A 14,861-nucleotide genomic window follows, 5' to 3' on the forward strand; every position below is an offset into this window, starting at 1 on the left:
CAAATCAAAAACAGTTATAAAACGAAAAACGCTTATAGCGGATTTTTTAAAGTCCTGTTATAAGCGTTTTTTTATTGTCTAAAAAATAAACCTGATCAAAATAAGGGATGTTTTTCAGTGCCCTCGAAATTTCAAAAGAGTTTTTTGTTTTTTAATGTTGGGTAACATTCGTTAAATTATCTGGAAAGTAAGAGTCTGATAAATGGGTAAACTCATCACCACGCATAAAAATATTGCTGTCTACCTCTGCATAACTTTTTTTGCCGGCTGCGGCCAGAAGTTCGTTGGCAGCATGTAAAGTATTTTTATGAAAATGATACACACGGTCTGATTTGTCGGTAACAACGAGACCTTTCATCAGCATTTTGTTTTGTGTAGCCACACCTGTTGGGCACTCGTTATTATGGCAACGCAATGCCTGGATGCAGCCCAAAGAGAACATAAAACCTCGCGCGCTATTGCACATATCTGCCCCTAGAGCAAGAGCATGCAGGATAGAATATCCCGAAATAATTTTTCCGCTCCCGATAACACGTATTTTGTCCCGAATATTGAGTCCAACGAGCGTTTTATTGACGAAGATTAAAGCAGGTTCAAACGGCATTCCTACACCATCTGCAAACTCCAGCGGAGCCGCACCTGTTCCTCCTTCGGCGCCATCAACAGTAATAAAATCGGGGTAACAATCTTCAGCAATCATCTCGTGACAAATGGCTTCAAATTCGGCGGTATTACCAATGCAGAGTTTAAAACCAATTGGTTTTCCATTCGACAATTCACGTAAGTGTGCAATAAAATGAATTAGCCCTTTTGCGTCCGAGAAAGCGCTGTGACTTGGCGGAGAAAGAATTAAAGTATGTGGAAGAACCCCTCTAATTCTGGCAATTTGCTCGGTGTTTTTAGCAGCTGGGAGCACACCTCCATGACCTGGTTTCGCTCCTTGCGAGAGTTTAATTTCAATCATTTTGACATTTGGAAGATTGGCTTTTTCTGAAAACTTCTCGGCATTAAAATTTCCTTCAATATTTCGGCAGCCAAAATAACCGGTTCCAATTTGCCAGGTAATGTCGCCACCGCCTTCTAAATGATAATCGGTCAAACCTCCTTCGCCTGTATTTTGGTAAAATCCTCCTTTTTTGGCTCCGATGTTGATAGCGCGAACAGCATTTTCGCTAAGCGAACCAAAACTCATTGCCGAAACATTTAATAAAGAAGCCAGATACGGCTGTTTACAATCTTTTCCTCCCACCAAAACACGCGGCAATTCGTCATTGACTTTCGCCGGAAAAATAGAATGCTTGATTCCTTCGTAATTATTGTGGTTTAGGTTTAATTGTGTTCCGAAAGGGGAATTTGAATCGATATTTTTGGCTCTTTGATACACCAATGAGCGCTGATTTCTGGAAAAAGGTTTTCCATCTGTCGATCTTTCGATAAAATATTGCTGAATTTCGGGTGCGATCATTTCAAATAAATACCTGAAATAGCCCAAAACGGGGAAGTTTCTTAAAATAGCATGTTTTTTTTGAATGGTATTATAAAGTCCAACGATTAATAAAATGGGTAAAATAATGACAAGCAGAAAACCACGGTTGGTATAATAATAAATGGCTGCAACAACCAGCAACAATAAAAATCCGTAGATAAAGAATTTTTTTCTCATGTTTTAAAAATTAAATAGAAGGGTCATAATATTAATTAAATCGAAGTCGAACATAAACGTGTTTGATGCCTTTTTTGTCTGATTCTCTTTCGTCAATTTCCAGAATATCGGTCAAAGATTTTAGCATCGGTGTAAGCTTAGAAAAACCATAATTTCTAGGGTCAAACTCAGGTTTTTTCTTCACAATCATGTTGCCTACATCGCCTAAAAATGCCCATCCGTCATCATCCTCAATATCTTCGATAGTGGCTTCGATGAGTTCTATGGTCGCTTTATCAATTTTATTTAATGCTTTTTCGGCTGGTTTTTCAATGACTTTTTTGGAGTCTGCCGTGGTTGGTTTTGGTTTTTTCTTCTGAATGGCGCCATCTAAAACTTCGATATAAATAAATCGATCACAGGCTACGATAAACGAATTTGGAGTTTTCTTTTCGCCAATGCCGATTACTTTCATGCCTGATTCTCTCAGTCGAATGGCAAGTCTTGTAAAATCGCTGTCGCTGGAAACAATGCAAAAACCATCCAGTTTTCCCGAATATAATAAATCCATAGCATCAATAATCAACGCAGAATCTGATGAGTTTTTTCCAACCGTATAACTATATTGCTGGATAGGAGTGATAGCGTGTTCCAATAAAACAGCTTTCCATCCATTAGAGTTTGGTTTGGTCCAGTCGGCATAGATGCGCTTCGTGGTGGGCGTTCCAAATTTTGTTATCTCTTCCATCATGCCTTTTACATTGCTGTAAGGCACGTTGTCTGCATCAATAAGAACGGCTAACTTGAGATCTTTTGAATTGCTTAAAGCCATTATTTCAGTGTTAGATTTTGTGTTTAATTTCTTTAAAATTAATAAAAATTAGGTAACAATGGTGTTTTCTGTCAAATTTATAACAGGTATAAATTAGTAATTTTTAGAAATCAGGACTTGTTTTTATCAATGAATTTGGGCTAATTGCGATTGTTTTGGTGAAGAAAGAGAATTAAACACGAATCATTAAACCGAATCATTTTAATTTATTATGATACCATAGAATAAATATTTATTTTTGCACTCTGTTTAAATTAAAATTATTACTTCAAAATATATTTATGGTAAAAGATTTATTCGAAAGAATTCAGAACAATAAAGGGCCTTTAGGAAAATGGGCTTCGCAGGCCGAAGGTTATTTTGTTTTTCCTAAATTAGAAGGTGAACTTGGTCCAAGAATGCAGTTTGGTGGAAAAGATATTTTAAATTGGAGTTTGAATGACTATTTAGGTCTTGCTAATCATCCAGAGGTTCGTCAGGCAGATATTGATGCAGCAACTCAGTATGGCGCTGCTTACCCAATGGGAGCTCGTATGATGTCTGGACACACTAAATACCATGAGCAATTAGAAAACGAATTGGCAGCGTTTGTAATGAAGCCAGCGGCCTATTTATTAAATTTTGGTTACCAAGGAATGGTGTCTATTATTGATGCTTTGGTTACAAAAAACGATATTATTGTTTATGATGTCGATTCACATGCTTGTATTATTGACGGTGTTCGTCTGCACATGGGTAAACGATTTACTTACAAACACAATGACCTTGAAAGCATGGAGAAAAACCTGCAACGTGCTACCAAAATGGCGACTGAAACAGGTGGAGGAATCCTTTTTATTACAGAAGGTGTTTTTGGAATGCGCGGTCAACAAGGAAAATTAAAAGAAATTGTAGCATTAAAACAAAAATATAACTTCCGCTTATTAGTAGATGATGCACATGGTTTTGGTACACTTGGTAAAACAGGAGCCGGAGCAGGTGAGGAGCAGGGAGTGCAACAAGATATTGATGTTTATTTTTCGACTTTTGCAAAATCTATGGCCAATATTGGCGCTTTTGTAGCTGCTGATAAAGACATTATCGATTATTTAAAATACAATTTGCGTTCTCAAATGTTTGCAAAAGCATTGCCAATGATTCAGACAATTGGTTCTTTGAAACGTTTAGAATTATTGCGAAATAACCCAGGATTGAAAGACAAACTTTGGGAAAACGTAAACGCTTTGCAAAACGGATTGCGTTCAAGAAATTTTAATATTGGAGATACAAATACTTGTGTGACACCAGTTTATCTACAAGGAAGTGTTCCTGAGGCAATGGTAATGGTAAACGATTTAAGAGAAAACTATGGTATTTTCTTGTCGATTGTAATTTACCCTGTAATTCCAAAAGGAATTATTTTATTACGAATGATTCCTACTACTTCTCATACTTTGGCAGATATTGACGAAACGTTAGTGGCTTTTGAGGCAATTCGTGAGAAACTTGAAAACGGTACTTATAAAGAAATTGCAAGCAGAACAAAAGTAGATTTAGACGCTTAGATTTCTTCAAAATAGATTGCCACTTAGGTGGGAATTATATAAAAAAATCCATTCTTTATACGAATGGATTTTTTTTGTTTGAAGTAATTTTATCAACTAAACCATAAAAAAGAAAACCATGAAAAAAATAATCGTTTTAGCCGTAATCATTTTAGGTGTTTTTGCTTCGTGCAAAAAAACAACAACTGAAGAATTAGTGCCAGCAGCACCAAAATCTGCCGCAGCTCCTGAGCCATCTGGAGATCAATGTTATATTTCTAAAGTCAATAATGGTATTGTTGAGTTGAGTTTTACTGTTAATTCGATTCAGGAAGTTAATGGAAAGTTACTTTACAATCTCTATGAAAAAGATAAAAATGAAGGAACAATAGTAGGGAATTTTAAAGGAGATACCCTAATCGCTGAGTATACATTTATGTCAGAAGGAGTTTCATCTGTTAGAGAAGTTGCTTTTTTGCAAAAAGATGGTGCTTTTATCGAAGGTTTTGGTGATGTTATAGAAAGTAATGATAAAGTAGTTTTTAAGGACAGAACAAAACTAAAATTTGATGTAAAAAATACATTAAGCAGGATAGATTGTGAAAAGTAAACTGTGAAAAGTAAAAAGTAGTTATAAAAAAATCCATTCGTGTGACGAATGGATTTTTTTTATTGAAAAAGGTTAATGTTTCTTGTTGAAAATACCTCTTATTTTCTAAAGTTCTTTTAGATAGGTTTTTCTTTTACAGTGAATTTTTGGGTCAAAATTTTTCCATAATAAATGGATGGCTGTGTTTTCTTCTAATTCAGGGGTTCTAATACAATTTCGAATTCCTTTTTCTGTAAAAGTTTTGTAATATTCATCAAAAATAATAGCTGTAACGCCTTTGTTTTGATAGTCAGGATGTACTCCGATAAGGTAAAAAACAACATCTTTGCTGTGTTTTCTTGCTCTTAATAAGTGGAGAAATCCAAACGGAAATAATTTGCCTTTTATCTTTTGAAGTGCTTCTGTAAAACTAGGCATTACGATACTAAATGCGACCAGATTATCATCTTTGTCAACCACAAATTTGATGTATTCAGGATTGATAAAACTGATGTATTTTTTCTTGAAATATTCTTTTTGAATATCCGAAATGGCGACAAATGATGAGAGTTTTGCATACGAGTCATTAAACAAATCAAACATTTTATCCACGTGCGGCATAATGTCTTTAGTTTTGGTAAAAGTCAGCGAACGCAGCTCATATCTTTTTTTGATTAATTCCTGCGCTTTCAGAAAAAACTCCGGTTTTACATTCGAAAAAGGGAAAATACTTTCGATATATTCTTTTTCTACCCTAAAACCTAATTCTTCAAAATGTCTTACGTAATACGCATGATTGTACCACGTAATCATGGTGCCAACCTGGTCAAAACCTTCGGTAAGAACTCCCACTTTGTCTAAATTTGAGAATCCCATCGGGCCTTCGACATGATCCATATTGTTTTGCCTTCCTAATTCGTATACTTTTTCCAGAAGGGCTTTTGTCACTTCAATATCATCGATAACATCAAACCAGCCAAAACGCACTTTTCTTTTGTGCTGATTGTTAACTTCTGCCCAATTGATAATAGCGGTAATTCGACCAACAATCTGATTGTTTTTGTATGCGAGATAAAAATAGGCTTCGGCATTATCAAAAGCAGGATTTTTGGTTTTATCAAACGATTCTAATTCGTCGGCAATAATGGGTGGAACCCAATACGGATTGTCTTTATATACCGAAAACGGAAATTTTACATATTCTGTTAATTCCTTCTTGGTTTTGGCTTCTTTAATTGTAATCATGAAGATCTTTTTTTGTTTTGAAGTCTTTGTTTTTCGATCTAAAATCGAAGCCACGAATATAGTTATCTTTACTAGAACTAAAAAGGTCTGCTACTAAAAAAGCCCAAATTAATGGGCTTAAGTTTTTCTTATTTAAAAGTGTAACCAATTCTGAGATGTAAATCACCGGCAATGCCTGAAATACTTTCATCTAAATAATATTTGTAGCCAATGCCGATTCCTGCTTCGTAATTAAAATCGCTATTTCCAATATTTCTTCGGATTCCCCACTTTGGAATTATAGAAATCTGATTGGAAACACTAATATTTTCCTCGTTTGAAATGACAAACCAATCTGGATGATAGTTGATACCTAAAGCTAAAAAGTTTGCGCTATTATTTGTGCCTCTATTTTCACTATTTCTTTTTTTAATGTTGTAATACCATCTAGGTTCTAAAGTTATTACTGGAGTAAGAAAAGTATAATCAATAAAACAGTCATTACATTCACGCAATCCAGAATCTAAGCCAATTTCGCTCCTTAAAACGATTTCATTAGATAAACGATATTCATTGTTTACCCAAACTCCCAGAAATCCAGTTTGTACATTAAAAATGGATTGTTCTACTCCTGTCTTTTGGGCGTAGGTGAACTGAAAAACTATAAGTAATAATGTTATTATTTTGATATTTTTTTTCATAAAATATTAGATTGACTTTTTATTAATATCTTTTTTTATTCTTTTATATGCTCCAAAAATTAAACCATCTGCTGATTTAGAAAAAATGATATCATTGTTATTGTTGTTAGAAATTGCAACACTCCCTTCCACAGTTTCAGAATAAATAATTTCTTCATTGTTTAAATCGTATATTTCAATTTGAACGATAACAGAGGTTTCTGATTCATTTCTAAATCTATGGGGTGTTATATCTATTGCTCCTAGATTTTGTTTAGATTTTAAAGCTTTTACATTTATAAAGTAATCAAAATTGGTTCCTATTTTTAAGTTCTTTATTTCTTTTTTTGTGGGATTAAAAGGCGTATTTTGGGGTAAAAAGAGTCCTTTTGTTTTTGGTACATAATTTAATCTTGTATCTAAATGCTGCGTGAAATCTTTGATAATAATTTGGGTTAATTTTGCATTAACATTATAAGGCGCATCCACAGTATTTAATAACCATTTTCCCGATGTAAAATCTAAACCAGTTTGCATTTTTCTTTCCTGAAAAACATAAGATGGAAATGTACAAGATGTGAGTTGCAAACTAATGTATAAGATTAAAATTCTTTTTTTCATTTCTTCATTTTGTAAAAAAAACACGGACTTTTTATCATGTAAAAAGTCCGTATTTGAGTTGGTTATGAATTAAGTTGGTTTGCAAAAGTCTCTTTGAGAATGTTAAATGGAACAGTTTTATGAATAATATTCTGGCTACAATTAGATTAAAACCTCTTTTTTTCATTCTTTGTTATTTACTCATATTTTGACTTACGTTTTCTCTCTTCTGCCTGATAATCTTTTTCTTTTTGGTCTTTTTTGTTTTGCAATTGTACTTCTTTGTATTTAGCGTCGTAGCGCCACGAGAATCCAATTCCACCATAAAGAATAGACGGCGTGTTTTTAAAATTGCTACTGATAGAAGCGTCTACCTGCATGTTTTTGCTCAATAAATAAGCGGCTCCACCACGCAAAATAGCATCGCTGTAAAAATCACTTTTAAATCCCTGATTTTCCAAAAAGCCAGACCATCTGTCGTTAAAACCTCTTGTCAAAGTCAATAAATAACCATAAGTTGGATTATCGGTCGAAATATAATCGGCAATAAAATTCCCAACCAATACCCATCTTCCGTCACCAAAATGATTTTGAGTAATCAGCATTATTTTTGGAGAAATAGTAGTTTCTATTGCTTTGTATTGTAAAGTATTAGAACCAAAAGCGTAAGGATTGTCTTTGAAAGTAAAATTGGCTCCTGCAAATACAGAAACAGCCGGAATTAATTGACGCCATTTAAAAGCATGATTGGCTTTGTAACTATAAATATTAGCTGTTTTTTCGTAACCTTTAAACGGATCATAAATCAAATATTTGGCTCCCAGTATGGTTTGTCTAAAATCATTTTTTTTGTATTCTGAAAAAGGAGTGGTAAAATTCTCCATTTGATACTGAATATCGGCAATAAATTCCAGTTTTTCTAGAAAAGCCCCGTATCGGATGGTTAAATCGGTCCCCATACCATTTCCTTTATAACCCAGTAAATCATGTTTTTCATTGATTCCATAAAGACCCATTTCGGCTTGTATAACCGTTTTTCCTACTGCGTACGCAGACATTGTCTCTCCCGGACGGTTAGAATTGATCACATCGGTATATTGTGCAAAGAAAAATTGTGGCAGCAAAAGGGCACTTGCAAAGACCCAGTTTTTAATTTTTAGCATAATTTATTTTTTGGTTAAAAAGTAATAACGCATTTCAAATGTACATATTTTATTATTTATTTAAGATTGATATTTTAATTTTGAACAATGGATTTATTAATTTTGAAAAAAAATTAGACTATTATGCAAGAAGCGTCATTTTTAGGATTATTAAAAGCAATCATGTGGATGATGGCTTTTTATTATATTTTTAAATTTTTGGCTAAAATCTTTTTACCTGTATTAGTAAAAAAGGCAGTTGAAAAAGCGGGAGAGAATTTTCAGAGACAACAACAATATAGTCAAGATACTTCTTGGCAAAAAACACGTACCAGTCAGGATGAGATAATCATTGATACTGCTAATGTAAAAAATCCTCGTGAGACCAAAAAAGTGGGAGATTATGTTGATTACGAAGAAATAGATTAAATTTGTGCCTAAATCAGAGGTATTCATCATTTAACCCAAACCAACCAAAATTGAAAATAGTAAATAAATTCTATCCGCATGCCCTTGTAATACTTGGGTTTATCCTCGTTTCCTTAATTTATTTTTATCCTGTTTTACAAGGAAAACAAATTTTTCAGTCCGATATTGCGCAGTATACCGGGATGGCAAAAGAGCAAAATGATTTTAGAGCCACAGAACATGCAGAACCTTTTTGGACGAATTCAGCTTTCGGAGGGATGCCAACCTATCAGTTAGGCGCTAATTATCCTAATGATTTTGTGGGCAAGTTGGATGATCTGTTGCGCTTTTTACCACGTCCTGCCGATTATTTATTTTTGTACTTTCTTGGTTTTTATGGTTTATTATTGGTTCTGAAAACAGATCCTTTAAAAGCTTTTATTGGTGCTTTAGCCTTTGGTTTTTCTACATATTTAATTATTATTTTGGGGGTTGGTCATAATGCAAAAGCGCATGCCATTGCCTATATGCCTTTGGTAATTGCCGGATTTTTATTAGTTTTTCGAAAAAAGTATATTTGGGGAGGCCTGTTGACCATGTTTGCAACAGCGCTGGAAGTAAATGCCAACCACTTTCAAATGACCTATTATTTATTAATTTTCTTATTGATACTTTCAGGTTATTTTGCTTTTAATTTTATTAAACAAAAAGAATACAAGCCATTATTAATCGCCATAGGAACTTTGGCAATAGCTGGAATTTTTGCAATCGGAGCCAATGCTACCAATTTATTAGCAACAAGCGAGTATGCGAAATTTAGTACACGAAGCAACAGCGAATTAACTTTTAATCCGGACGGGTCAAAAAAGACAAATGAAAATGCCCTAAGCCGCGAATATATTACGGAATACAGTTATGGAATCGCAGAAAGTTTCAACTTGATTGCGCCACGACTTTTTGGAGGTTCAAATCATGAAAATGTGGGTACAGACAGCCGTATGTATTCGTTTATGACGGAGCAGGGAGTACCATCAGCACAAGCTCAGGATTTTGTATCCGGGATGCCAACGTATTGGGGAGATCAGCCTATTGTTGCTGCTCCGGCCTATATTGGTGTAGTGGTTTTCTTTTTGGCAATTTTGGCACTTTTTATTGATGAAAGAAAAATAAAATACGTATTTCTTGCAGGAGCTTTGGTTTCTTTAGTGCTTTCATGGGGAAAAAATTTCTCATTATTGACAGACTTTTTTATCGATTACGTTCCGATGTACGATAAGTTTAGGGCAGTCTCATCGATTCAGGTTATTCTTGAATTATGTTTACCTGTTCTTGCTATTATGGGATTACAATCTTTTTTTAAAGCAAAAGAAGAGCCTAAATTACAACTGAAGGCATTGATACAAACAGGTGCTTTTGGTTTAGGAATTATTTTGATTTTTGTATTTGCTAAAAGCATGTTTCACTTTACAGGCGCAAGCGATAGTTATTTCTTAGAAAATTACGGTCCCGGTTTTGTAGAGGCTTTAAAAGAAGACCGAATGAGTCTATATTCGGCAGATTTATTGCGTTCAGGCTTTTTTATGGTATTGACTTTTGGAATTTTATGGTTGTGTGTTAAAAAGAAACTGTCTCAAAATACGGCATTAATTATTGTAGGACTCTTAATGATTTTTGATTTGTTTTTTGTGGATAAAAAATACGTTTCTGCGAAAGATTTTGTTAGTCCAGTAGAAATTGCAGCTCCATTTCAGGAAACACCTTCTGATGCTCAAATTTTAAAAGACAGTACTCATTACAGGGTTTTTGAAGTAAACGGAAATATGTCAAGTGCTCGTGCATCTTATTTTCACCATTCGTTAGGAGGATATCATGCTGCAAAACCGAGAAGAATACAACAGTTATTTGATTATCAGATTGCAAAAAATAATATGGAAGTTTTGGATATGTTGAATGTAAAATACATCATTCAAACAGATAAGGAAGGAAAAGAATTTCCAACCATAAATCCAGATGCCAACGGAAATGCTTGGTTTGTAAGTACAGTAAAACTGGTCAACAAACCAGATGATGTAATGAAGGCCCTGAATACAATTGATACTAAAAAAGTGGCAGTTTTTAACGTTCGAGAACATGAAGGTAAATTTAGAAGTGCCAGATTGAAGAAACAATGGGACACAACCGGAACTGTAAAAGTGATAGAATACAAGCCAAATTATATCAAATACGAATCTAGTAACGGCAAAGATGGTTTGGCTGTTTTCTCTGAAATGTATTATAAAAACGGATGGAATGCCTATGTTGATGGTAAATTGACAGACCATTTCCCCGTAGATTATGTGCTAAGATCGATGGAAGTTCCGGGTGGTAAACATACAATCGAGTTCAAATTTGAGCCTCAGGTAATCAAAATAGGAAGTACAATCGCTTTGGTCAGTTCAATTGGAATGCTGTTGCTTTTGGTAGGCGGAATTTATTTTGATCTAAAAAAGATAAAAACTGACAACTAAACATTTTGATTATATTTTTTTGAAATGTATATTAAACTCACAATTGTTATCTTTGATGATGTATTAAAAAACTGAACGATGAAAAAAATTGTGTTAAGTTTTGGTCCTCCAAAAGATTTGGAAGCTAAAAGAACTGCAGAAATAAAATCTCTTTCGCATCTAGAAAGATTAGAAAGATTGATTGCAATTATTGAGGTTTCTTATGCGTTAAAAACCGGTAAGGTAATTCAATTTAAAAAACGATGAATGAGCAAATAATTGCTATTTGGAATAGTTTTTTTAAAAACAAAGTTAAATATTTAACTATTGGAGGATTTGCAGTAAATATATATGGATACAATAGAAATACTGGAGATATTGATATTTATCTGGAAGACACTATTGAAAATAGAATCAATTTAAGAAAAGCGCTAAATTCGATTAATTTGGGAGATTTTGAAACTATTGAAACAATGCAATTTATTCCAGGCTGGACTGACTTTACTTTAAATTTTGGTTTAAGGTTAGATATAATGACTACTGTAAAAGGTTTAGAAGACAAATCTTTTTCCTCATTGTTAGAAGATGCAACAATAGTGATGATAAATGAGACTCCAGTTTATTTTATTGATTATGACAATTTAATTATTGCTAAAAAAGCCTCAAATAGACCTAAAGATATTCTAGATATTGAAGAGTTAGCTAAGGTAAATGACGACACAGAAGAAAAAACTTAATTTATGCAAGCTTTCATTTTCAGAAATTAAATAAATTGGAACAAAAAAAACTCTTAATCATAACCTATTACTTCCCACCCGCGGGAGGTCCTGGTGTGCAACGTTGGCTTAAATTTGTAAAGTATTTGCCAGATTTTGGCTTTCAACCAATTGTATATGTGCCAGAAAATCCAACGTACCCTATTATCGATGAAGGTCTAGTTAGTGAAATTTCGCCGAAAGCCATTATTATTAAAAATAAAATTATGGAGCCTTATCAATTGGCTTCTGTTTTTTCGAAAAATAAAACCAAAAAAATCAGTTCTGGAATTTTTCCACAAAAGAAAAAACAGACTTTTTTAGATAAAACTTTTCTTTGGGTTAGAGGAAACCTTTTTATTCCCGATGCTCGTGTTTTATGGGTAAAACCATCTGTTTCTTTTCTCGAAAAATACATTAAAGAAAATAATATAGATACCATTGTAACTTCTGGTCCGCCGCATAGTTTGCATTTGATTGGTTTGGATTTAAAACAAAAATTAGGGGTAAATTGGTTGGCTGATTTTCGTGATCCCTGGACCACGATCGGTTATCACAAAGCCTTGCGTTTGTCTAATTATGCTGCTAAAAAGCATAAAAAATTAGAGCATAAAGTTTTAAATGCTGCCGACACCATTATTGTGACCAGTAAGACAACTAAAACCGAATTTCAGGCCATTACCAACAAGCCAATTTCTGTGATTACAAATGGTTATGATATCGAGACTGTGGCGAAGCAAACGTTAGATATCAAATTTACTCTTGCACACATTGGTTCGTTTTTATCAGATAGAAATCCGTTATTTTTATGGGAATGTTTGGTAGAATTGCTTGAAGAAATTCCTGATTTCAAAAACCATTTAGAGTTAAAATTAATTGGAGCGGTAAGTCAGGAAGTATTGGATGCTCTTGCTACGTTTAAGTTGAATGATTATCTTAATGTTTTGGGTTATGTGTCTCATCATGAAGCAATTGCACACCAGAAAAAGTCGCAGGTTTTATTGCTTATCGAAATAAATTCTGAGGAAACCAAAAGTATTATTCCGGGGAAATTATTCGAGTATATGGTTTCAAACCGGCCAATAATTGCCATTGGACCAAAAGGTTCTGACTTTGCCGATATTATCACAGAAACAAACACAGGCGTATTTTTTGATTATTCTGAGAAAACGAAATTAAAAAGTGTAATTTTGGACTTTTATAATCAGTTTTTAGACGGAAAATTACAGGCTAATGGCGTTGGTTTGCAGCAATATTCCCGAAAAAATCTAACCAAACAATTAGTACAATTGATTACAGATTCTGAAGCGTCAAAATCTAAAATCTAAAATTTAAAATCTGCGATCAAAAAATGGGTATTGTTTTAAATCAGTCTTTTAAGAATACAATAATTACATATATAGGCTTCGGAATTGGAGCATTGAATACACTTTATTTATACCCTGTTTTTTTAGGCGCAACGTATTATGCATTAACGAATTATATTCTTTCTGCGGCCAATGTTATCATGCCATTATTTGCTATCGGAATGCAAAATACGTTGGTTAAGTTTTATTCGCAGTATAAAACCGAAGAAGAGCGGGAGCAATTTTTATCGTTTACAGCGTTGTTTCCATTGTTAATGTGTATTCCTTTGGGAATTATAGGCTTGTTTTTCTTTGATGATATTACCGCATTTGTATCAAAGAAAAATGAAGTGGTTAAGGAGTTTATGCTTTTAATTCCGTTTATCGGAATTTGTATGGCATATTTTGAAATTTTTTATGCCTGGGCACGTGTACACATGCACTCTGTTTTTGGCAATTTTATAAAAGAAGTAGGTTTGCGCCTGTTTTCTTCTTTTGCTTTGCTGGGTTTGTACTTTAAATGGATCACTTTGGTTCAGTTTGTCTATCTTACAGCAGTAATCTATTTTGTGGCTTTTTTAGTAGCTATGTTTTATGCTTTTTATGTCAAAAAACCAAAATTTCAGATTAATATTCCGGAGAATGTTAAACATGTAATGGAATATACTTTTTACATTATCCTTTCGGGAAGTGTCGCCAATTTACTTTTGGATGGAGATAAAATAATGCTCAATCAATACATGGAAATCAAGAATATCGCTTACTACTCGGTAGCGACTTATATTGCGTTGGTGATTTCGGTTCCGAGTCGTGCCATGCACCAGATTGTGTATCCCATAACAGCAAAATTGATGCATGAAAACAAACACGACGAATTGAATAATTTGTATAAAAAGACCTCAATAAATCTTCAAATTGTCGGAGGTTTTGTCATGTTGTGCATCTTTGTAAACATCAATCAGTTGTACCAAATTGTTCCTGAGGATTACAGAGGCGGGATTCCAGTTGTTTTTATGATAGGATTGTCTAAGTATTTTGATTTGATTTTAGGCAACAACAACGCAATCATTTTTAACACAAAATACTACCGAATGGTTTTATTTTTAGGATTGGCTTTGGTAGGTTTAACTTTTATCCTAAACGTTATTTTTATACCTCTTTATGGTATTATTGGTTCTGCATTTGCAACTTTGGTTTCTATAACATGTTACAGTTTGGCCAAACTGCTTTTTGTGGTAAAACGCTTGGATTTGTATCCTTTTACCAAACAAAACTTGTATTCATTGATTGTGACGACTGTTTTGTTTTTATTATTTTATTTTTGGGAATTTCCGGTGTATCCCTTAATCGGAATCGCTCTAAAATCGGCTATTGTGACTGTTTTATACGTTTATCTTAATTACAGGTTTGCTATCTCACCGGATATTAATAAGGTGATCAAAATGCTTTTTGGTAAAATTGGGATTAGATTAGAATAGATAAAAAATATTTTTTTAAACTCTTTTTATATTATTTAATTCAAGTTGCTAGTTAATTGTTTTATTTAATTGTAATCCGAATACAAACAATGTAAGCTTTATTAGAAATCCTTCCAATGTAACAGCATGTATTGTTCTGGGGAATAATTTTTTAAT

Annotated in this window: 14 protein-coding genes and 1 pseudogene; 8 read left to right on the forward strand and 7 right to left on the reverse strand. The window is 33.6% G+C overall.

The features are described from left to right. Positions 1-151: 151 nt before the first annotated feature. Together J3495_RS18440 and J3495_RS18445 are read right to left on the reverse strand one after the other, a co-directional pair. On the reverse strand, positions 152-1,663 hold the full coding sequence (locus tag J3495_RS18440; protein ID WP_210668367.1) for an FMN-binding glutamate synthase family protein: 1,512 nt from the start codon (positions 1,661-1,663) through the stop codon (positions 152-154). A 31-nt stretch (positions 1,664-1,694) separates the two neighbouring features. Further along, on the reverse strand, positions 1,695-2,474 hold the full coding sequence (locus J3495_RS18445) for an NYN domain-containing protein (RefSeq protein ID WP_210668369.1): 780 nt from the start codon (positions 2,472-2,474) through the stop codon (positions 1,695-1,697). A gap of 281 nt (positions 2,475-2,755) precedes the next feature. Between J3495_RS18445 and J3495_RS18450 the strand changes: the two genes are divergently transcribed. Together J3495_RS18450 and J3495_RS18455 are read left to right on the forward strand one after the other, a co-directional pair. Continuing rightward, complete coding sequence (locus J3495_RS18450; RefSeq protein WP_210668370.1) at positions 2,756-4,018, forward strand: aminotransferase class I/II-fold pyridoxal phosphate-dependent enzyme; 1,263 nt, start codon at positions 2,756-2,758, stop codon at positions 4,016-4,018. A 118-nt stretch (positions 4,019-4,136) separates the two neighbouring features. Further along, entirely contained in the window at positions 4,137-4,607 is a 471-nt protein-coding gene (locus J3495_RS18455) for a hypothetical protein (protein ID WP_210668372.1), read from the forward strand. Between the two features lie 105 nt (positions 4,608-4,712). Here the strand turns inward: J3495_RS18455 and J3495_RS18460 are convergent, their stop codons facing one another. From J3495_RS18460 to J3495_RS18475, 4 genes are all read right to left on the reverse strand, one after another. Beyond that, complete coding sequence (locus J3495_RS18460; protein WP_210668374.1) at positions 4,713-5,831, reverse strand: GTP cyclohydrolase; 1,119 nt, start codon at positions 5,829-5,831, stop codon at positions 4,713-4,715. Positions 5,832-5,959: 128 nt separating this feature from the next. Continuing rightward, positions 5,960-6,511 carry a hypothetical protein gene (locus J3495_RS18465; protein WP_210668376.1) on the reverse strand — a complete coding sequence of 184 codons (552 nt, stop codon included), beginning with the start codon at positions 6,509-6,511 and terminating at the stop codon, positions 5,960-5,962. 6 nt (positions 6,512-6,517) lie between these two features. Next, positions 6,518-7,111, reverse strand: coding sequence for a hypothetical protein (locus J3495_RS18470; RefSeq protein WP_210668377.1), 594 nt, complete (start codon positions 7,109-7,111; stop codon positions 6,518-6,520). A gap of 176 nt (positions 7,112-7,287) precedes the next feature. After that, positions 7,288-8,253 carry a transporter gene (locus J3495_RS18475; protein ID WP_210668380.1) on the reverse strand — a complete coding sequence of 322 codons (966 nt, stop codon included), beginning with the start codon at positions 8,251-8,253 and terminating at the stop codon, positions 7,288-7,290. 123 nt (positions 8,254-8,376) lie between these two features. Between J3495_RS18475 and J3495_RS18480 the strand changes: the two genes are divergently transcribed. From J3495_RS18480 to J3495_RS18505, 6 genes are all read left to right on the forward strand, one after another. Further along, positions 8,377-8,661, forward strand: coding sequence for a DUF4834 family protein (locus J3495_RS18480; protein WP_210668381.1), 285 nt, complete (start codon positions 8,377-8,379; stop codon positions 8,659-8,661). Between the two features lie 50 nt (positions 8,662-8,711). Beyond that, positions 8,712-11,147: a YfhO family protein gene (locus J3495_RS18485; protein ID WP_210668383.1), complete on the forward strand. Its 2,436-nt coding sequence runs from the start codon at positions 8,712-8,714 to the stop codon at positions 11,145-11,147. Positions 11,148-11,225: 78 nt separating this feature from the next. Next, entirely contained in the window at positions 11,226-11,393 is a 168-nt protein-coding gene (locus J3495_RS18490) for a hypothetical protein (RefSeq protein WP_210668385.1), read from the forward strand. After that, positions 11,390-11,863, forward strand: a complete 474-nt coding sequence (locus J3495_RS18495) for a DUF6036 family nucleotidyltransferase (protein WP_210668387.1) — start codon at positions 11,390-11,392, stop codon at positions 11,861-11,863. Before J3495_RS18490 ends, J3495_RS18495 begins: the two co-directional genes overlap by 4 nt. 35 nt (positions 11,864-11,898) lie before the next feature. After that, a complete protein-coding gene (locus J3495_RS18500) occupies positions 11,899-13,209 on the forward strand; it encodes a glycosyltransferase family 4 protein (RefSeq protein WP_210668389.1) in 1,311 nt (436 codons plus the stop codon). 23 nt (positions 13,210-13,232) lie between these two features. Then, on the forward strand, positions 13,233-14,705 hold the full coding sequence (locus tag J3495_RS18505; RefSeq protein WP_210668391.1) for a lipopolysaccharide biosynthesis protein: 1,473 nt from the start codon (positions 13,233-13,235) through the stop codon (positions 14,703-14,705). Between the two features lie 48 nt (positions 14,706-14,753). On the opposite strand, the pseudogene J3495_RS19485 reads toward J3495_RS18505, so the two are convergent. Further along, positions 14,754-14,861 (reverse strand): annotated as a pseudogene (locus J3495_RS19485) (IS982 family transposase); the annotation flags it as partial.

The organism is Flavobacterium geliluteum, assembly GCF_017948595.1.
Lineage (GTDB): Bacteria > Bacteroidota > Bacteroidia > Flavobacteriales > Flavobacteriaceae > Flavobacterium > Flavobacterium flavipigmentatum.

What these genes read in the sequence shown, in the direction of transcription:
- J3495_RS18440 (WP_210668367.1), bottom strand. Translation starts at nt 1,663, where the DNA reads ATGAGAAAAAAATTCTTTATCTACGGATTTTTATTGTTGCTGGTTGTT.
- J3495_RS18445 (WP_210668369.1), bottom strand. Translation starts at nt 2,474, where the DNA reads ATGGCTTTAAGCAATTCAAAAGATCTCAAGTTAGCCGTTCTTATTGAT.
- J3495_RS18450 (WP_210668370.1), top strand. Translation starts at nt 2,756, where the DNA reads ATGGTAAAAGATTTATTCGAAAGAATTCAGAACAATAAAGGGCCTTTA.
- J3495_RS18455 (WP_210668372.1), top strand. Translation starts at nt 4,137, where the DNA reads ATGAAAAAAATAATCGTTTTAGCCGTAATCATTTTAGGTGTTTTTGCT.
- J3495_RS18460 (WP_210668374.1), bottom strand. Translation starts at nt 5,831, where the DNA reads ATGATTACAATTAAAGAAGCCAAAACCAAGAAGGAATTAACAGAATAT.
- J3495_RS18465 (WP_210668376.1), bottom strand. Translation starts at nt 6,511, where the DNA reads ATGAAAAAAAATATCAAAATAATAACATTATTACTTATAGTTTTTCAG.
- J3495_RS18470 (WP_210668377.1), bottom strand. Translation starts at nt 7,111, where the DNA reads ATGAAAAAAAGAATTTTAATCTTATACATTAGTTTGCAACTCACATCT.
- J3495_RS18475 (WP_210668380.1), bottom strand. Translation starts at nt 8,253, where the DNA reads ATGCTAAAAATTAAAAACTGGGTCTTTGCAAGTGCCCTTTTGCTGCCA.
- J3495_RS18480 (WP_210668381.1), top strand. Translation starts at nt 8,377, where the DNA reads ATGCAAGAAGCGTCATTTTTAGGATTATTAAAAGCAATCATGTGGATG.
- J3495_RS18490 (WP_210668385.1), top strand. Translation starts at nt 11,226, where the DNA reads ATGAAAAAAATTGTGTTAAGTTTTGGTCCTCCAAAAGATTTGGAAGCT.
- J3495_RS18495 (WP_210668387.1), top strand. Translation starts at nt 11,390, where the DNA reads ATGAATGAGCAAATAATTGCTATTTGGAATAGTTTTTTTAAAAACAAA.
- J3495_RS18505 (WP_210668391.1), top strand. Translation starts at nt 13,233, where the DNA reads ATGGGTATTGTTTTAAATCAGTCTTTTAAGAATACAATAATTACATAT.